The 22787-nt window shown below is 51.7% G+C and carries 3 protein-coding genes (1 of these 3 running past the window's edge); all 3 read left to right on the top strand.

Translation table 11 applies throughout. The features are described 5' to 3' along the window. Complete coding sequence (locus AC4MC0_RS16760; protein ID WP_104795322.1) at positions 1–720, top strand: TIGR00266 family protein; 720 nt, start codon at positions 1–3, stop codon at positions 718–720. Positions 721–732: 12 nt separating this feature from the next. Continuing rightward, positions 733–1314 carry a TerD family protein gene (locus tag AC4MC0_RS16755; RefSeq protein WP_104795323.1) on the top strand — a complete coding sequence of 194 codons (582 nt, stop codon included), beginning with the start codon at positions 733–735 and terminating at the stop codon, positions 1312–1314. 253 nt (positions 1315–1567) lie between these two features. Next, positions 1568–22787: the 5' portion of a cadherin-like domain-containing protein gene (locus tag AC4MC0_RS16750; RefSeq protein WP_491887162.1), read on the top strand. The gene runs 12308 nt beyond the window's last position; 21220 of the gene's 33528 nt are visible here — the first part of the coding sequence; it begins with the start codon at positions 1568–1570; its stop codon lies beyond the right edge, outside the window.

The raw sequence follows: 22787 nt of genomic DNA, 5'->3' as shown, positions 1-22787 counted from the left end.
ATGGCAGAATTTAATCTTGTAGGCAGTCCAGAACCCTTTTTACATGTCAGTATGAAGCAAGGTGAAGCAATCTATTGTGAATCTGATGCCATGGTGATGGTTGAACAGAATCTTGAAGTTGGAGGTAAATTACGTGGGGGAATTTTTCAAGCATTTATGCGTAAATTCACTTCTGGAGAGTCTCTGTTTCAACAGCAAATTAAAGCCGTTAAAGGGGCAGGAGAGTGTCTATTATCACCGAATTTAGATGGTGATATGCAGATTCTTGAGGTTGGTCAACGACAGTATATTTTATCTGATGGCTCTTTTGTTGCAGCGACTGAACATACCATGATTAAAGCAAAAGTCCAAAGTAATATTGGCGGCGCATTGTTTGGGGGCACGGGAGGTTTTGTGGTCATGGAAACCAGTGGGCAGGGTAAAGTTTGTATTTCTGGCAGTGGAACTTTACTTGAGCTAGAAATTACACCAGAGCAGGGTGAAGTAACGATTGATAATGGTCATGTAGCGGCATGGGATGCATCCTTAAATTATAATATTGGCATTCCAAGTTCAGGTAGTGGCTTTGTTGGCAATATTGTTAATAGCTTGACGAGTGGAGAAGGATTAGTAATTAAGTTCCGTGGACATGGTAAAGTCATTGTATGTTCACGTAATCGTGCGAGTTATTTACAGTGGTTAGCTACGGCTTTAGGTCGTAGCAATTCAAATTCAAACTGAGGAAAATTATAAATGGGCATTAGTTTAGTAAAGGGTCAAAAAATTTCTTTAGAGAAAGGTGATGGTTCATCTTTAACTAAAATATTTCTTGGAGCAGGTTGGGATGTCGCAAAGAAAGGTGGCCTTTTTGGCATGTTTAGTGGTGGTGATTCGATCGATCTTGATGCCTCTGCAATCATGTTTGATGAGAATAACAAAGCCTTAGATAGTATTTGGTTCGGTCAACTACAGAGCCGGGATGGCAGTATCAAACATTCTGGTGACAATCGTACTGGTGATGGCGATGGTGATGATGAATCAATTCATGTAGATCTGACTAAAGTCCCTGCCCAAGTTAAATCAATTGTATTTACAATCAGTAGTTTCCGTGGTCAAACTTTTGAAAAAGTTGAAAATGCTTTTTGTCGTGTTGTAGATGCTACAACGAATGTTGAAATTGCAAAATATAATCTTTCAGCAAAAGGTAATTACACGGCTTTAATTATTGCTAAAGTTTATCGTCACAATGGTGCATGGAAAATGTCAGCATTAGGTGAAACTTGTAATGGAAAGACAATTCAGGATATGGTTCCTTCAATTTTACCTATTTTATAAAGTATTTTAAAGGTATTAAAGTGACTTGATAAATCGAATACACGGTTTGTCAAGTTTTTGCAAAATAAAACAAACCTAATTAATTTTATTAATTTAAAACAATTAAATTGATTGAAAAATGATTTATGAAGGAAGTCTATTGTATATTAATTAACTAATCTAGGATGGTTTTTTGTCTGCGCTAAATAAATTTGGTCATGTAAAGCATAAATAATTGATATGGCTAAACTTTCAAATTGAGGTAAAGTTATAAATGAATACATCGGTAAAAATAATCTCTGTGGATGGTGATGTTTGGCGTTTTTCAAAGACAAATAAAAAAATAATTCTAAAAAAGGGGGCAAAGCTTCAGGTGAAAGATGTATTGCATCTTTCAGAAGAAAGTAGTGTCGTGTTGCAGCTTTCAAATGGCCGAGTTGTTGAAATTCATGGTAAAGATTTAATCAATAATGACGGCAATTTTAGCCTCAATTCTTTGCTAGGTGAACCAAACTCGGATCTAGATAAAATTGTAAATTTTGCAAAATCATTTCAGCAAATGAATGATACAGAACAACAAAATGATGTTGTTCGTTTGGATGATGGTCGAGTATTTAAAAAAGAAGGTAAAGATTATGTTGAAATTGCGGGAGAGTCCTTTGATGGCGATCCTGATGTAACTCAAGGTGGTCATCGTTTTGTTCAACTTACTCGTGTGGGCGAAACATCTGTCGCCGACGGTATAAAACCGTTAATGCTGAATCGAGTGTTAGATAATATTCCGCCTTTAGGAATTGAGTACCCAATATTATCTTCAGTTATCAAACCATTTGAGCATGGTTTGGGTGGTGGTAGTTGGACACCTTTGTCTCCATTTGCACCTACACCAAACACGCCACCTGTCGCAAGCGATGACACGTACAACACCGCATTCAACACGCCAGTGGCACTCAACCCATTGGCAAATGACAGCGATGCAGATGGCAACCCATTGACCATCACCGCGATCAATGGTGTGACCTTGACCCCGGGCACCGCCCAACAAATCAACACCCCGAACGGTGTGGTGAACATTGATGCCCAAGGCACCATTACCTTCACCCCGAACAATGGCTTTACTGGACAAGAAAGCTTCAACTACAGCATCAGCGATGGCCAAGGTGGCAGCTCAACAGCAACAGAAACCATCAACGTTGCAGCAGCACCAAACACACCACCTGTTGCAAGCGATGACACGTACAACACCGCATACAACACGCCAGTAACCTTAACTCCATTGGCGAATGACAGCGATGCAGACGGTGGCACCCTGACCATCACCGCGATCAATGGCGTAACCTTGACCCCAGGCACCGCCCAACAAATCAACACCCCGAACGGTGTGGTAAACATTGATGCCCAAGGCACCATTACCTTCACACCGAACGCAGGCTTTAGCGGTCAAGAGACCTTTAACTACAGCATCAGCGATGGCCAAGGTGGCAGCTCAACAGCGACTGGAACCATCAACGTTTCAGCAGCACCAAACACACCACCTGTTGCAAGCGATGACACGTACAACACCGCATTCAACACGCCAGTGACCTTAAACCCATTGGCAAATGATACCGATGCAGATGGCAACCCATTGACCATCACCGCGATCAATGGCGTGACCTTGACCCCGGGCACCGCACAACAAATCAACACCCCGAACGGTGTGGTAAACATTGATGCCCAAGGCACCATTACCTTCACCCCGAACACAGGCTTTAGCGGTCAAGAAAGCTTTAACTACAGCATCAGCGATGGCCAAGGTGGTACGTCGACGGCGAATCAGATCATCAGTATTGCGCCAGTGGCGAATGACGACACAGCGACGGTGGACGAAGGTGACACCGTGGTGATAGCGGTCAAGGGCAACGACACCGATGCCGAAGACGGTACGCCAGCAGGTGTGGTGACCATCGTGGGCGCACCAGCCAATGGTACAGTGACGGTGAATGCCAATGGCACCGTGAGCTATGTGCATAATGGTTCAGAAACCAGCAGCGACAGCTTCACCTATACCGTGACCGACAGCAATGGACAGGTGTCCAATACAGCGACAGTCAACATCACAGTGAATCCAGTGAACGATGCGCCAGTTGCCTTGAATGACACAGCGACGGTGGACGAAGGTGATACGGTGGTGATTGCGGTCAAAGGCAACGATACGGATGCCGAAGACGGAACCCCATCAGGTGTAGTGACCATCGTGGGTGGACCAGCCAATGGTACAGTGACGGTGAATGCCAATGGCACCGTGAGCTATGTGCATAATGGTTCAGAAACCAGCAGAGACAGCTTCACCTATACCGTGACCGACAGCAATGGACAGGTGTCCAATACAGCGACAGTCAACATCACAGTGAATCCAGTGAACGATGCGCCAGTTGCCTTGAATGACACAGCGACGGTGGACGAAGGTGATACGGTGGTGATTGCGGTCAAAGGCAACGATACGGATGCCGAAGACGGAACCCCATCAGGTGTAGTGACCATCGTGGGTGGACCAGCCAATGGTACAGTGACGGTGAATGCCAATGGCACCGTGAGCTATGTGCATAATGGTTCAGAAACCAGCAGAGACAGCTTCACCTATACCGTGACCGACAGCAATGGACAGGTGTCCAATACAGCGACAGTCAACATCACAGTGAATCCAGTGAACGATGCGCCAGTTGCCTTGAATGACACAGCGACGGTGGACGAAGGTGATACGGTGGTGATTGCGGTCAAAGGCAACGATACGGATGCCGAAGACGGAACCCCATCAGGTGTAGTGACCATCGTGGGTGGACCAGCCAATGGTACAGTGACGGTGAATGCCAATGGCACAGTGAGCTATGTGCATAATGGTTCAGAAACCAGCAGCGACAGCTTCACCTATACCGTGACAGACAGCAATGGTGTCGTGTCCAATACAGCGACAGTCAACATCACAGTGAATCCAGTGAACGATGCGCCAGTGGCGAATGACGACACAGCGACGGTGGACGAAGGTGACACCGTGGTGATAGCGGTCAAGGGCAACGACACCGATGCCGAAGACGGTACGCCAGCAGGTGTGGTGACCATCGTGGGCGCACCAGCCAACGGTACCGTGACGGTGAATGCCAATGGCACCGTGAGCTATGTACATGATGGTTCAGAAACCACCTCGGACAGCTTCACCTATACCGTGACCGACAGCAATGGTGTCGTGTCCAATACAGCGACCGTGAATATCACCGTCAATCCAGCCAATGATGCACCAGTGGCACAGTCTGATAGCAACAGCACCGCAGAAGACAGCACCTTAACGGTGAATGCCGCCAATGGTGTGTTGGCGAACGACAGTGATGTTGATGGTGATCCATTGAGCGTGACCCAATTCACAGTTGCAGGTGATGCCACAGTCTATAGTGCAGGACAAACCGCGACGATTGCAGGTGTAGGTACGCTACAACTCAATGCGGATGGTAGCTATGTGTTTAGCCCAGCGGCCAATTACAACGGCAACGTGCCAGTCGCCACCTATACGGTGAGTGATGGCACGACCACCAGCACCAGCACCTTGACTTTAAGTGTCACCCCAGCCAATGATGCACCAGTGGCACAGTCTGATAGCAACAGCACCGCAGAAGACAGCACCTTAACGGTGAATGCCGCCAATGGTGTGTTGGCGAACGACAGTGATGTTGATGGTGATCCATTGAGCGTGACCCAATTCACAGTTGCAGGTGATGCCACAGTCTATAGTGCAGGACAAACCGCGACGATTGCAGGTGTAGGTACGCTACAACTCAATGCGGATGGTAGCTATGTGTTTAGCCCAGCGGCCAATTACAACGGCAACGTGCCAGTCGCCACCTATACGGTGAGTGATGGCACGACCACCAGCACCAGCACCTTGACTTTAAGTGTCACCCCAGCCAATGATGCACCAGTGGCACAGTCTGATAGCAACAGCACCGCAGAAGACAGCACCTTAACGGTGAATGCCGCCAATGGTGTGTTGGCGAACGACAGTGATGTTGATGGTGATCCATTGAGCGTGACCCAATTCACAGTTGCAGGTGATGCCACAGTCTATAGTGCAGGACAAACCGCGACGATTGCAGGTGTAGGTACGCTACAACTCAATGCGGATGGTAGCTATGTGTTTAGCCCAGCGGCCAATTACAACGGCAACGTGCCAGTCGCCACCTATACGGTGAGTGATGGCACGACCACCAGCACCAGCACCTTGACTTTAAGTGTCACCCCAGCCAATGATGCACCAGTGGCACAGTCTGATAGCAACAGCACCGCAGAAGACAGCACCTTAACGGTGAATGCCGCCAATGGTGTGTTGGCGAACGACAGTGATGTTGATGGTGATCCATTGAGCGTGACCCAATTCACAGTTGCAGGTGATGCCACAGTCTATAGTGCAGGACAAACCGCGACGATTGCAGGTGTAGGTACGCTACAACTCAATGCGGATGGTAGCTATGTGTTTAGCCCAGCGGCCAATTACAACGGCAACGTGCCAGTCGCCACCTATACGGTGAGTGATGGCACGACCACCAGCACCAGCACCTTGACTTTAAGTGTCACCCCAGCCAATGATGCACCAGTGGCACAGTCTGATAGCAACAGCACCGCAGAAGACAGCACCTTAACGGTGAATGCCGCCAATGGTGTGTTGGCGAACGACAGTGATGTTGATGGTGATCCATTGAGCGTGACCCAATTCACAGTTGCAGGTGATGCCACAGTCTATAGTGCAGGACAAACCGCGACGATTGCAGGTGTAGGTACGCTACAACTCAATGCGGATGGTAGCTATGTGTTTAGCCCAGCGGCCAATTACAACGGCAACGTGCCAGTCGCCACCTATACGGTGAGTGATGGCACGACCACCAGCACCAGCACCTTGACTTTAAGTGTCACCCCAGCCAATGATGCACCAGTGGCACAGTCTGATAGCAACAGCACCGCAGAAGACAGCACCTTAACGGTGAATGCCGCCAATGGTGTGTTGGCGAACGACAGTGATGTTGATGGTGATCCATTGAGCGTGACCCAATTCACAGTTGCAGGTGATGCCACAGTCTATAGTGCAGGACAAACCGCGACGATTGCAGGTGTAGGTACGCTACAACTCAATGCGGATGGTAGCTATGTGTTTAGCCCAGCGGCCAATTACAACGGCAACGTGCCAGTCGCCACCTATACGGTGAGTGATGGCACGACCACCAGCACCAGCACCTTGACTTTAAGTGTCACCCCAGCCAATGATGCACCAGTGGCACAGTCTGATAGCAACAGCACCGCAGAAGACAGCACCTTAACGGTGAATGCCGCCAATGGTGTGTTGGCGAACGACAGTGATGTTGATGGTGATCCATTGAGCGTGACCCAATTCACAGTTGCAGGTGATGCCACAGTCTATAGTGCAGGACAAACCGCGACGATTGCAGGTGTAGGTACGCTACAACTCAATGCGGATGGTAGCTATGTGTTTAGCCCAGCGGCCAATTACAACGGCAACGTGCCAGTCGCCACCTATACGGTGAGTGATGGCACGACCACCAGCACCAGCACCTTGACTTTAAGTGTCACCCCAGCCAATGATGCACCAGTGGCACAGTCTGATAGCAACAGCACCGCAGAAGACAGCACCTTAACGGTGAATGCCGCCAATGGTGTGTTGGCGAACGACAGTGATGTTGATGGTGATCCATTGAGCGTGACCCAATTCACAGTTGCAGGTGATGCCACAGTCTATAGTGCAGGACAAACCGCGACGATTGCAGGTGTAGGTACGCTACAACTCAATGCGGATGGTAGCTATGTGTTTAGCCCAGCGGCCAATTACAACGGCAACGTGCCAGTCGCCACCTATACGGTGAGTGATGGCACGACCACCAGCACCAGCACCTTGACTTTAAGTGTCACCCCAGCCAATGATGCACCAGTGGCACAGTCTGATAGCAACAGCACCGCAGAAGACAGCACCTTAACGGTGAATGCCGCCAATGGTGTGTTGGCGAACGACAGTGATGTTGATGGTGATCCATTGAGCGTGACCCAATTCACAGTTGCAGGTGATGCCACAGTCTATAGTGCAGGACAAACCGCGACGATTGCAGGTGTAGGTACGCTACAACTCAATGCGGATGGTAGCTATGTGTTTAGCCCAGCGGCCAATTACAACGGCAACGTGCCAGTCGCCACCTATACGGTGAGTGATGGCACGACCACCAGCACCAGCACCTTGACTTTAAGTGTCACCCCAGCCAATGATGCACCAGTGGCACAGTCTGATAGCAACAGCACCGCAGAAGACAGCACCTTAACGGTGAATGCCGCCAATGGTGTGTTGGCGAACGACAGTGATGTTGATGGTGATCCATTGAGCGTGACCCAATTCACAGTTGCAGGTGATGCCACAGTCTATAGTGCAGGACAAACCGCGACGATTGCAGGTGTAGGTACGCTACAACTCAATGCGGATGGTAGCTATGTGTTTAGCCCAGCGGCCAATTACAACGGCAACGTGCCAGTCGCCACCTATACGGTGAGTGATGGCACGACCACCAGCACCAGCACCTTGACTTTAAGTGTCACCCCAGCCAATGATGCACCAGTGGCACAGTCTGATAGCAACAGCACCGCAGAAGACAGCACCTTAACGGTGAATGCCGCCAATGGTGTGTTGGCGAACGACAGTGATGTTGATGGTGATCCATTGAGCGTGACCCAATTCACAGTTGCAGGTGATGCCACAGTCTATAGTGCAGGACAAACCGCGACGATTGCAGGTGTAGGTACGCTACAACTCAATGCGGATGGTAGCTATGTGTTTAGCCCAGCGGCCAATTACAACGGCAACGTGCCAGTCGCCACCTATACGGTGAGTGATGGCACGACCACCAGCACCAGCACCTTGACTTTAAGTGTCACCCCAGCCAATGATGCACCAGTGGCACAGTCTGATAGCAACAGCACCGCAGAAGACAGCACCTTAACGGTGAATGCCGCCAATGGTGTGTTGGCGAACGACAGTGATGTTGATGGTGATCCATTGAGCGTGACCCAATTCACAGTTGCAGGTGATGCCACAGTCTATAGTGCAGGACAAACCGCGACGATTGCAGGTGTAGGTACGCTACAACTCAATGCGGATGGTAGCTATGTGTTTAGCCCAGCGGCCAATTACAACGGCAACGTGCCAGTCGCCACCTATACGGTGAGTGATGGCACGACCACCAGCACCAGCACCTTGACTTTAAGTGTCACCCCAGCCAATGATGCACCAGTGGCACAGTCTGATAGCAACAGCACCGCAGAAGACAGCACCTTAACGGTGAATGCCGCCAATGGTGTGTTGGCGAACGACAGTGATGTTGATGGTGATCCATTGAGCGTGACCCAATTCACAGTTGCAGGTGATGCCACAGTCTATAGTGCAGGACAAACCGCGACGATTGCAGGTGTAGGTACGCTACAACTCAATGCGGATGGTAGCTATGTGTTTAGCCCAGCGGCCAATTACAACGGCAACGTGCCAGTCGCCACCTATACGGTGAGTGATGGCACGACCACCAGCACCAGCACCTTGACTTTAAGTGTCACCCCAGCCAATGATGCACCAGTGGCACAGTCTGATAGCAACAGCACCGCAGAAGACAGCACCTTAACGGTGAATGCCGCCAATGGTGTGTTGGCGAACGACAGTGATGTTGATGGTGATCCATTGAGCGTGACCCAATTCACAGTTGCAGGTGATGCCACAGTCTATAGTGCAGGACAAACCGCGACGATTGCAGGTGTAGGTACGCTACAACTCAATGCGGATGGTAGCTATGTGTTTAGCCCAGCGGCCAATTACAACGGCAACGTGCCAGTCGCCACCTATACGGTGAGTGATGGCACGACCACCAGCACCAGCACCTTGACTTTAAGTGTCACCCCAGCCAATGATGCACCAGTGGCACAGTCTGATAGCAACAGCACCGCAGAAGACAGCACCTTAACGGTGAATGCCGCCAATGGTGTGTTGGCGAACGACAGTGATGTTGATGGTGATCCATTGAGCGTGACCCAATTCACAGTTGCAGGTGATGCCACAGTCTATAGTGCAGGACAAACCGCGACGATTGCAGGTGTAGGTACGCTACAACTCAATGCGGATGGTAGCTATGTGTTTAGCCCAGCGGCCAATTACAACGGCAACGTGCCAGTCGCCACCTATACGGTGAGTGATGGCACGACCACCAGCACCAGCACCTTGACTTTAAGTGTCACCCCAGCCAATGATGCACCAGTGGCACAGTCTGATAGCAACAGCACCGCAGAAGACAGCACCTTAACGGTGAATGCCGCCAATGGTGTGTTGGCGAACGACAGTGATGTTGATGGTGATCCATTGAGCGTGACCCAATTCACAGTTGCAGGTGATGCCACAGTCTATAGTGCAGGACAAACCGCGACGATTGCAGGTGTAGGTACGCTACAACTCAATGCGGATGGTAGCTATGTGTTTAGCCCAGCGGCCAATTACAACGGCAACGTGCCAGTCGCCACCTATACGGTGAGTGATGGCACGACCACCAGCACCAGCACCTTGACTTTAAGTGTCACCCCAGCCAATGATGCACCAGTGGCACAGTCTGATAGCAACAGCACCGCAGAAGACAGCACCTTAACGGTGAATGCCGCCAATGGTGTGTTGGCGAACGACAGTGATGTTGATGGTGATCCATTGAGCGTGACCCAATTCACAGTTGCAGGTGATGCCACAGTCTATAGTGCAGGACAAACCGCGACGATTGCAGGTGTAGGTACGCTACAACTCAATGCGGATGGTAGCTATGTGTTTAGCCCAGCGGCCAATTACAACGGCAACGTGCCAGTCGCCACCTATACGGTGAGTGATGGCACGACCACCAGCACCAGCACCTTGACTTTAAGTGTCACCCCAGCCAATGATGCACCAGTGGCACAGTCTGATAGCAACAGCACCGCAGAAGACAGCACCTTAACGGTGAATGCCGCCAATGGTGTGTTGGCGAACGACAGTGATGTTGATGGTGATCCATTGAGCGTGACCCAATTCACAGTTGCAGGTGATGCCACAGTCTATAGTGCAGGACAAACCGCGACGATTGCAGGTGTAGGTACGCTACAACTCAATGCGGATGGTAGCTATGTGTTTAGCCCAGCGGCCAATTACAACGGCAACGTGCCAGTCGCCACCTATACGGTGAGTGATGGCACGACCACCAGCACCAGCACCTTGACTTTAAGTGTCACCCCAGCCAATGATGCACCAGTGGCACAGTCTGATAGCAACAGCACCGCAGAAGACAGCACCTTAACGGTGAATGCCGCCAATGGTGTGTTGGCGAACGACAGTGATGTTGATGGTGATCCATTGAGCGTGACCCAATTCACAGTTGCAGGTGATGCCACAGTCTATAGTGCAGGACAAACCGCGACGATTGCAGGTGTAGGTACGCTACAACTCAATGCGGATGGTAGCTATGTGTTTAGCCCAGCGGCCAATTACAACGGCAACGTGCCAGTCGCCACCTATACGGTGAGTGATGGCACGACCACCAGCACCAGCACCTTGACTTTAAGTGTCACCCCAGCCAATGATGCACCAGTGGCACAGTCTGATAGCAACAGCACCGCAGAAGACAGCACCTTAACGGTGAATGCCGCCAATGGTGTGTTGGCGAACGACAGTGATGTTGATGGTGATCCATTGAGCGTGACCCAATTCACAGTTGCAGGTGATGCCACAGTCTATAGTGCAGGACAAACCGCGACGATTGCAGGTGTAGGTACGCTACAACTCAATGCGGATGGTAGCTATGTGTTTAGCCCAGCGGCCAATTACAACGGCAACGTGCCAGTCGCCACCTATACGGTGAGTGATGGCACGACCACCAGCACCAGCACCTTGACTTTAAGTGTCACCCCAGCCAATGATGCACCAGTGGCACAGTCTGATAGCAACAGCACCGCAGAAGACAGCACCTTAACGGTGAATGCCGCCAATGGTGTGTTGGCGAACGACAGTGATGTTGATGGTGATCCATTGAGCGTGACCCAATTCACAGTTGCAGGTGATGCCACAGTCTATAGTGCAGGACAAACCGCGACGATTGCAGGTGTAGGTACGCTACAACTCAATGCGGATGGTAGCTATGTGTTTAGCCCAGCGGCCAATTACAACGGCAACGTGCCAGTCGCCACCTATACGGTGAGTGATGGCACGACCACCAGCACCAGCACCTTGACTTTAAGTGTCACCCCAGCCAATGATGCACCAGTGGCACAGTCTGATAGCAACAGCACCGCAGAAGACAGCACCTTAACGGTGAATGCCGCCAATGGTGTGTTGGCGAACGACAGTGATGTTGATGGTGATCCATTGAGCGTGACCCAATTCACAGTTGCAGGTGATGCCACAGTCTATAGTGCAGGACAAACCGCGACGATTGCAGGTGTAGGTACGCTACAACTCAATGCGGATGGTAGCTATGTGTTTAGCCCAGCGGCCAATTACAACGGCAACGTGCCAGTCGCCACCTATACGGTGAGTGATGGCACGACCACCAGCACCAGCACCTTGACTTTAAGTGTCACCCCAGCCAATGATGCACCAGTGGCACAGTCTGATAGCAACAGCACCGCAGAAGACAGCACCTTAACGGTGAATGCCGCCAATGGTGTGTTGGCGAACGACAGTGATGTTGATGGTGATCCATTGAGCGTGACCCAATTCACAGTTGCAGGTGATGCCACAGTCTATAGTGCAGGACAAACCGCGACGATTGCAGGTGTAGGTACGCTACAACTCAATGCGGATGGTAGCTATGTGTTTAGCCCAGCGGCCAATTACAACGGCAACGTGCCAGTCGCCACCTATACGGTGAGTGATGGCACGACCACCAGCACCAGCACCTTGACTTTAAGTGTCACCCCAGCCAATGATGCACCAGTGGCACAGTCTGATAGCAACAGCACCGCAGAAGACAGCACCTTAACGGTGAATGCCGCCAATGGTGTGTTGGCGAACGACAGTGATGTTGATGGTGATCCATTGAGCGTGACCCAATTCACAGTTGCAGGTGATGCCACAGTCTATAGTGCAGGACAAACCGCGACGATTGCAGGTGTAGGTACGCTACAACTCAATGCGGATGGTAGCTATGTGTTTAGCCCAGCGGCCAATTACAACGGCAACGTGCCAGTCGCCACCTATACGGTGAGTGATGGCACGACCACCAGCACCAGCACCTTGACTTTAAGTGTCACCCCAGCCAATGATGCACCAGTGGCACAGTCTGATAGCAACAGCACCGCAGAAGACAGCACCTTAACGGTGAATGCCGCCAATGGTGTGTTGGCGAACGACAGTGATGTTGATGGTGATCCATTGAGCGTGACCCAATTCACAGTTGCAGGTGATGCCACAGTCTATAGTGCAGGACAAACCGCGACGATTGCAGGTGTAGGTACGCTACAACTCAATGCGGATGGTAGCTATGTGTTTAGCCCAGCGGCCAATTACAACGGCAACGTGCCAGTCGCCACCTATACGGTGAGTGATGGCACGACCACCAGCACCAGCACCTTGACTTTAAGTGTCACCCCAGCCAATGATGCACCAGTGGCACAGTCTGATAGCAACAGCACCGCAGAAGACAGCACCTTAACGGTGAATGCCGCCAATGGTGTGTTGGCGAACGACAGTGATGTTGATGGTGATCCATTGAGCGTGACCCAATTCACAGTTGCAGGTGATGCCACAGTCTATAGTGCAGGACAAACCGCGACGATTGCAGGTGTAGGTACGCTACAACTCAATGCGGATGGTAGCTATGTGTTTAGCCCAGCGGCCAATTACAACGGCAACGTGCCAGTCGCCACCTATACGGTGAGTGATGGCACGACCACCAGCACCAGCACCTTGACTTTAAGTGTCACCCCAGCCAATGATGCACCAGTGGCACAGTCTGATAGCAACAGCACCGCAGAAGACAGCACCTTAACGGTGAATGCCGCCAATGGTGTGTTGGCGAACGACAGTGATGTTGATGGTGATCCATTGAGCGTGACCCAATTCACAGTTGCAGGTGATGCCACAGTCTATAGTGCAGGACAAACCGCGACGATTGCAGGTGTAGGTACGCTACAACTCAATGCGGATGGTAGCTATGTGTTTAGCCCAGCGGCCAATTACAACGGCAACGTGCCAGTCGCCACCTATACGGTGAGTGATGGCACGACCACCAGCACCAGCACCTTGACTTTAAGTGTCACCCCAGCCAATGATGCACCAGTGGCACAGTCTGATAGCAACAGCACCGCAGAAGACAGCACCTTAACGGTGAATGCCGCCAATGGTGTGTTGGCGAACGACAGTGATGTTGATGGTGATCCATTGAGCGTGACCCAATTCACAGTTGCAGGTGATGCCACAGTCTATAGTGCAGGACAAACCGCGACGATTGCAGGTGTAGGTACGCTACAACTCAATGCGGATGGTAGCTATGTGTTTAGCCCAGCGGCCAATTACAACGGCAACGTGCCAGTCGCCACCTATACGGTGAGTGATGGCACGACCACCAGCACCAGCACCTTGACTTTAAGTGTCACCCCAGCCAATGATGCACCAGTGGCACAGTCTGATAGCAACAGCACCGCAGAAGACAGCACCTTAACGGTGAATGCCGCCAATGGTGTGTTGGCGAACGACAGTGATGTTGATGGTGATCCATTGAGCGTGACCCAATTCACAGTTGCAGGTGATGCCACAGTCTATAGTGCAGGACAAACCGCGACGATTGCAGGTGTAGGTACGCTACAACTCAATGCGGATGGTAGCTATGTGTTTAGCCCAGCGGCCAATTACAACGGCAACGTGCCAGTCGCCACCTATACGGTGAGTGATGGCACGACCACCAGCACCAGCACCTTGACTTTAAGTGTCACCCCAGCCAATGATGCACCAGTGGCACAGTCTGATAGCAACAGCACCGCAGAAGACAGCACCTTAACGGTGAATGCCGCCAATGGTGTGTTGGCGAACGACAGTGATGTTGATGGTGATCCATTGAGCGTGACCCAATTCACAGTTGCAGGTGATGCCACAGTCTATAGTGCAGGACAAACCGCGACGATTGCAGGTGTAGGTACGCTACAACTCAATGCGGATGGTAGCTATGTGTTTAGCCCAGCGGCCAATTACAACGGCAACGTGCCAGTCGCCACCTATACGGTGAGTGATGGCACGACCACCAGCACCAGCACCTTGACTTTAAGTGTCACCCCAGCCAATGATGCACCAGTGGCACAGTCTGATAGCAACAGCACCGCAGAAGACAGCACCTTAACGGTGAATGCCGCCAATGGTGTGTTGGCGAACGACAGTGATGTTGATGGTGATCCATTGAGCGTGACCCAATTCACAGTTGCAGGTGATGCCACAGTCTATAGTGCAGGACAAACCGCGACGATTGCAGGTGTAGGTACGCTACAACTCAATGCGGATGGTAGCTATGTGTTTAGCCCAGCGGCCAATTACAACGGCAACGTGCCAGTCGCCACCTATACGGTGAGTGATGGCACGACCACCAGCACCAGCACCTTGACTTTAAGTGTCACCCCAGCCAATGATGCACCAGTGGCACAGTCTGATAGCAACAGCACCGCAGAAGACAGCACCTTAACGGTGAATGCCGCCAATGGTGTGTTGGCGAACGACAGTGATGTTGATGGTGATCCATTGAGCGTGACCCAATTCACAGTTGCAGGTGATGCCACAGTCTATAGTGCAGGACAAACCGCGACGATTGCAGGTGTAGGTACGCTACAACTCAATGCGGATGGTAGCTATGTGTTTAGCCCAGCGGCCAATTACAACGGCAACGTGCCAGTCGCCACCTATACGGTGAGTGATGGCACGACCACCAGCACCAGCACCTTGACTTTAAGTGTCACCCCAGCCAATGATGCACCAGTGGCACAGTCTGATAGCAACAGCACCGCAGAAGACAGCACCTTAACGGTGAATGCCGCCAATGGTGTGTTGGCGAACGACAGTGATGTTGATGGTGATCCATTGAGCGTGACCCAATTCACAGTTGCAGGTGATGCCACAGTCTATAGTGCAGGACAAACCGCGACGATTGCAGGTGTAGGTACGCTACAACTCAATGCGGATGGTAGCTATGTGTTTAGCCCAGCGGCCAATTACAACGGCAACGTGCCAGTCGCCACCTATACGGTGAGTGATGGCACGACCACCAGCACCAGCACCTTGACTTTAAGTGTCACCCCAGCCAATGATGCACCAGTGGCACAGTCTGATAGCAACAGCACCGCAGAAGACAGCACCTTAACGGTGAATGCCGCCAATGGTGTGTTGGCGAACGACAGTGATGTTGATGGTGATCCATTGAGCGTGACCCAATTCACAGTTGCAGGTGATGCCACAGTCTATAGTGCAGGACAAACCGCGACGATTGCAGGTGTAGGTACGCTACAACTCAATGCGGATGGTAGCTATGTGTTTAGCCCAGCGGCCAATTACAACGGCAACGTGCCAGTCGCCACCTATACGGTGAGTGATGGCACGACCACCAGCACCAGCACCTTGACTTTAAGTGTCACCCCAGCCAATGATGCACCAGTGGCACAGTCTGATAGCAACAGCACCGCAGAAGACAGCACCTTAACGGTGAATGCCGCCAATGGTGTGTTGGCGAACGACAGTGATGTTGATGGTGATCCATTGAGCGTGACCCAATTCACAGTTGCAGGTGATGCCACAGTCTATAGTGCAGGACAAACCGCGACGATTGCAGGTGTAGGTACGCTACAACTCAATGCGGATGGTAGCTATGTGTTTAGCCCAGCGGCCAATTACAACGGCAACGTGCCAGTCGCCACCTATACGGTGAGTGATGGCACGACCACCAGCACCAGCACCTTGACTTTAAGTGTCACCCCAGCCAATGATGCACCAGTGGCACAGTCTGATAGCAACAGCACCGCAGAAGACAGCACCTTAACGGTGAATGCCGCCAATGGTGTGTTGGCGAACGACAGTGATGTTGATGGTGATCCATTGAGCGTGACCCAATTCACAGTTGCAGGTGATGCCACAGTCTATAGTGCAGGACAAACCGCGACGATTGCAGGTGTAGGTACGCTACAACTCAATGCGGATGGTAGCTATGTGTTTAGCCCAGCGGCCAATTACAACGGCAACGTGCCAGTCGCCACCTATACGGTGAGTGATGGCACGACCACCAGCACCAGCACCTTGACTTTAAGTGTCACCCCAGCCAATGATGCACCAGTGGCACAGTCTGATAGCAACAGCACCGCAGAAGACAGCACCTTAACGGTGAATGCCGCCAATGGTGTGTTGGCGAACGACAGTGATGTTGATGGTGATCCATTGAGCGTGACCCAATTCACAGTTGCAGGTGATGCCACAGTCTATAGTGCAGGACAAACCGCGACGATTGCAGGTGTAGGTACGCTACAACTCAATGCGGATGGTAGCTATGTGTTTAGCCCAGCGGCCAATTACAACGGCAACGTGCCAGTCGCCACCTATACGGTGAGTGATGGCACGACCACCAGCACCAGCACCTTGACTTTAAGTGTCACCCCAGCCAATGATGCACCAGTGGCACAGTCTGATAGCAACAGCACCGCAGAAGACAGCACCTTAACGGTGAATGCCGCCAATGGTGTGTTGGCGAACGACAGTGATGTTGATGGTGATCCATTGAGCGTGACCCAATTCACAGTTGCAGGTGATGCCACAGTCTATAGTGCAGGACAAACCGCGACGATTGCAGGTGTAGGTACGCTACAACTCAATGCGGATGGTAGCTATGTGTTTAGCCCAGCGGCCAATTACAACGGCAACGTGCCAGTCGCCACCTATACGGTGAGTGATGGCACGACCACCAGCACCAGCACCTTGACTTTAAGTGTCACCCCAGCCAATGATGCACCAGTGGCACAGTCTGATAGCAACAGCACCGCAGAAGACAGCACCTTAACGGTGAATGCCGCCAATGGTGTGTTGGCGAACGACAGTGATGTTGATGGTGATCCATTGAGCGTGACCCAATTCACAGTTGCAGGTGATGCCACAGTCTATAGTGCAGGACAAACCGCGACGATTGCAGGTGTAGGTACGCTACAACTCAATGCGGATGGTAGCTATGTGTTTAGCCCAGCGGCCAATTACAACGGCAACGTGCCAGTCGCCACCTATACGGTGAGTGATGGCACGACCACCAGCACCAGCACCTTGACTTTAAGTGTCACCCCAGCCAATGATGCACCAGTGGCACAGTCTGATAGCAACAGCACCGCAGAAGACAGCACCTTAACGGTGAATGCCGCCAATGGTGTGTTGGCGAACGACAGTGATGTTGATGGTGATCCATTGAGCGTGACCCAATTCACAGTTGCAGGTGATGCCACAGTCTATAGTGCAGGACAAACCGCGACGATTGCAGGTGTAGGTACGCTACAACTCAATGCGGATGGTAGCTATGTGTTTAGCCCAGCGGCCAATTACAACGGCAACGTGCCAGTCGCCACCTATACGGTGAGTGATGGCACGACCACCAGCACCAGCACCTTGACTTTAAGTGTCACCCCAGCCAATGATGCACCAGTGGCACAGTCTGATAGCAACAGCACCGCAGAAGACAGCACCTTAACGGTGAATGCCGCCAATGGTGTGTTGGCGAACGACAGTGATGTTGATGGTGATCCATTGAGCGTGACCCAATTCACAGTTGCAGGTGATGCCACAGTCTATAGTGCAGGACAAACCGCGACGATTGCAGGTGTAGGTACGCTACAACTCAATGCGGATGGTAGCTATGTGTTTAGCCCAGCGGCCAATTACAACGGCAACGTGCCAGTCGCCACCTATACGGTGAGTGATGGCACGACCACCAGCACCAGCACCTTGACTTTAAGTGTCACCCCAGCCAATGATGCACCAGTGGCACAGTCTGATAGCAACAGCACCGCAGAAGACAGCACCTTAACGGTGAATGCCGCCAATGGTGTGTTGGCGAACGACAGTGATGTTGATGGTGATCCATTGAGCGTGACCCAATTCACAGTTGCAGGTGATGCCACAGTCTATAGTGCAGGACAAACCGCGACGATTGCAGGTGTAGGTACGCTACAACTCAATGCGGATGGTAGCTATGTGTTTAGCCCAGCGGCCAATTACAACGGCAACGTGCCAGTCGCCACCTATACGGTGAGTGATGGCACGACCACCAGCACCAGCACCTTGACTTTAAGTGTCACCCCAGCCAATGATGCACCAGTGGCACAGTCTGATAGCAACAGCACCGCAGAAGACAGCACCTTAACGGTGAATGCCGCCAATGGTGTGTTGGCGAACGACAGTGATGTTGATGGTGATCCATTGAGCGTGACCCAATTCACAGTTGCAGGTGATGCCACAGTCTATAGTGCAGGACAAACCGCGACGATTGCAGGTGTAGGTACGCTACAACTCAATGCGGATGGTAGCTATGTGTTTAGCCCAGCGGCCAATTACAACGGCAACGTGCCAGTCGCCACCTATACGGTGAGTGATGGCACGACCACCAGCACCAGCACCTTGACTTTAAGTGTCACCCCAGCCAATGATGCACCAGTGGCACAGTCTGATAGCAACAGCACCGCAGAAGACAGCACCTTAACGGTGAATGCCGCCAATGGTGTGTTGGCGAACGACAGTGATGTTGATGGTGATCCATTGAGCGTGACCCAATTCACAGTTGCAGGTGATGCCACAGTCTATAGTGCAGGACAAACCGCGACGATTGCAGGTGTAGGTACGCTACAACTCAATGCGGATGGTAGCTATGTGTTTAGCCCAGCGGCCAATTACAACGGCAACGTGCCAGTCGCCACCTATACGGTGAGTGATGGCACGACCACCAGCACCAGCACCTTGACTTTAAGTGTCACCCCAGCCAATGATGCACCAGTGGCACAGTCTGATAGCAACAGCACCGCAGAAGACAGCACCTTAACGGTGAATGCCGCCAATGGTGTGTTGGCGAACGACAGTGATGTTGATGGTGATCCATTGAGCGTGACCCAATTCACAGTTGCAGGTGATGCCACAGTCTATAGTGCAGGACAAACCGCGACGATTGCAGGTGTAGGTACGCTACAACTCAATGCGGATGGTAGCTATGTGTTTAGCCCAGCGGCCAATTACAACGGCAACGTGCCAGTCGCCACCTATACGGTGAGTGATGGCACGACCACCAGCACCAGCACCTTGACTTTAAGTGTCACCCCAGCCAATGATGCACCAGTGGCACAGTCTGATAGCAACAGCACCGCAGAAGACAGCACCTTAACGGTGAATGCCGCCAATGGTGTGTTGGCGAACGACAGTGATGTTGATGGTGATCCATTGAGCGTGACCCAATTCACAGTTGCAGGTGATGCCACAGTCTATAGTGCAGGACAAACCGCGACGATTGCAGGTGTAGGTACGCTACAACTCAATGCGGATGGTAGCTATGTGTTTAGCCCAGCGGCCAATTACAACGGCAACGTGCCAGTCGCCACCTATACGGTGAGTGATGGCACGACCACCAGCACCAGCACCTTGACTTTAAGTGTCACCCCAGCCAATGATGCACCAGTGGCACAGTCTGATAGCAACAGCACCGCAGAAGACAGCACCTTAACGGTGAATGCCGCCAATGGTGTGTTGGCGAACGACAGTGATGTTGATGGTGATCCATTGAGCGTGACCCAATTCACAGTTGCAGGTGATGCCACAGTCTATAGTGCAGGACAAACCGCGACGATTGCAGGTGTAGGTACGCTACAACTCAATGCGGATGGTAGCTATGTGTTTAGCCCAGCGGCCAATTACAACGGCAACGTGCCAGTCGCCACCTATACGGTGAGTGATGGCACGACCACCAGCACCAGCACCTTGACTTTAAGTGTCACCCCAGCCAATGATGCACCAGTGGCACAGTCTGATAGCAACAGCACCGCAGAAGACAGCACCTTAACGGTGAATGCCGCCAATGGTGTGTTGGCGAACGACAGTGATGTTGATGGTGATCCATTGAGCGTGACCCAATTCACAGTTGCAGGTGATGCCACAGTCTATAGTGCAGGACAAACCGCGACGATTGCAGGTGTAGGTACGCTACAACTCAATGCGGATGGTAGCTATGTGTTTAGCCCAGCGGCCAATTACAACGGCAACGTGCCAGTCGCCACCTATACGGTGAGTGATGGCACGACCACCAGCACCAGCACCTTGACTTTAAGTGTCACCCCAGCCAATGATGCACCAGTGGCACAGTCTGATAGCAACAGCACCGCAGAAGACAGCACCTTAACGGTGAATGCCGCCAATGGTGTGTTGGCGAACGACAGTGATGTTGATGGTGATCCATTGAGCGTGACCCAATTCACAGTTGCAGGTGATGCCACAGTCTATAGTGCAGGACAAACCGCGACGATTGCAGGTGTAGGTACGCTACAACTCAATGCGGATGGTAGCTATGTGTTTAGCCCAGCGGCCAATTACAACGGCAACGTGCCAGTCGCCACCTATACGGTGAGTGATGGCACGACCACCAGCACCAGCACCTTGACTTTAAGTGTCACCCCAGCCAATGATGCACCAGTGGCACAGTCTGATAGCAACAGCACCGCAGAAGACAGCACCTTAACGGTGAATGCCGCCAATGGTGTGTTGGCGAACGACAGTGATGTTGATGGTGATCCATTGAGCGTGACCCAATTCACAGTTGCAGGTGATGCCACAGTCTATAGTGCAGGACAAACCGCGACGATTGCAGGTGTAGGTACGCTACAACTCAATGCGGATGGTAGCTATGTGTTTAGCCCAGCGGCCAATTACAACGGCAACGTGCCAGTCGCCACCTATACGGTGAGTGATGGCACGACCACCAGCACCAGCACCTTGACTTTAAGTGTCACCCCAGCCAATGATGCACCAGTGGCACAGTCTGATAGCAACAGCACCGCAGAAGACAGCACCTTAACGGTGAATGCCGCCAATGGTGTGTTGGCGAACGACAGTGATGTTGATGGTGATCCATTGAGCGTGACCCAATTCACAGTTGCAGGTGATGCCACAGTCTATAGTGCAGGACAAACCGCGACGATTGCAGGTGTAGGTACGCTACAACTCAATGCGGATGGTAGCTATGTGTTTAGCCCAGCGGCCAATTACAACGGCAACGTGCCAGTCGCCACCTATACGGTGAGTGATGGCACGACCACCAGCACCAGCACCTTGACTTTAAGTGTCACCCCAGCCAATGATGCACCAGTGGCACAGTCTGATAGCAACAGCACCGCAGAAGACAGCACCTTAACGGTGAATGCCGCCAATGGTGTGTTGGCGAACGACAGTGATGTTGATGGTGATCCATTGAGCGTGACCCAATTCACAGTTGCAGGTGATGCCACAGTCTATAGTGCAGGACAAACCGCGACGATTGCAGGTGTAGGTACGCTACAACTCAATGCGGATGGTAGCTATGTGTTTAGCCCAGCGGCCAATTACAACGGCAACGTGCCAGTCGCCACCTATACGGTGAGTGATGGCACGACCACCAGCACCAGCACCTTGACTTTAAGTGTCACCCCAGCCAATGATGCACCAGTGGCACAGTCTGATAGCAACAGCACCGCAGAAGACAGCACCTTAACGGTGAATGCCGCCAATGGTGTGTTGGCGAACGACAGTGATGTTGATGGTGATCCATTGAGCGTGACCCAATTCACAGTTGCAGGTGATGCCACAGTCTATAGTGCAGGACAAACCGCGACGATTGCAGGTGTAGGTACGCTACAACTCAATGCGGATGGTAGCTATGTGTTTAGCCCAGCGGCCAATTACAACGGCAACGTGCCAGTCGCCACCTATACGGTGAGTGATGGCACGACCACCAGCACCAGCACCTTGACTTTAAGTGTCACCCCAGCCAATGATGCACCAGTGGCACAGTCTGATAGCAACAGCACCGCAGAAGACAGCACCTTAACGGTGAATGCCGCCAATGGTGTGTTGGCGAACGACAGTGATGTTGATGGTGATCCATTGAGCGTGACCCAATTCACAGTTGCAGGTGATGCCACAGTCTATAGTGCAGGACAAACCGCGACGATTGCAGGTGTAGGTACGCTACAACTCAATGCGGATGGTAGCTATGTGTTTAGCCCAGCGGCCAATTACAACGGCAACGTGCCAGTCGCCACCTATACGGTGAGTGATGGCACGACCACCAGCACCAGCACCTTGACTTTAAGTGTCACCCCAGCCAATGATGCACCAGTGGCACAGTCTGATAGCAACAGCACCGCAGAAGACAGCACCTTAACGGTGAATGCCGCCAATGGTGTGTTGG

This window comes from Acinetobacter sp. CAU_H_S139_7 (assembly GCF_058599305.1).
Note: the sequence above shows the minus strand (reverse complement) of the source record. Positions and strands in the feature narration are given on the sequence as shown.

What these genes read in the sequence shown, in the direction of transcription:
- AC4MC0_RS16760 (WP_104795322.1), top strand. Translation starts at nt 1, where the DNA reads ATGGCAGAATTTAATCTTGTAGGCAGTCCAGAACCCTTTTTACATGTC.
- AC4MC0_RS16755 (WP_104795323.1), top strand. Translation starts at nt 733, where the DNA reads ATGGGCATTAGTTTAGTAAAGGGTCAAAAAATTTCTTTAGAGAAAGGT.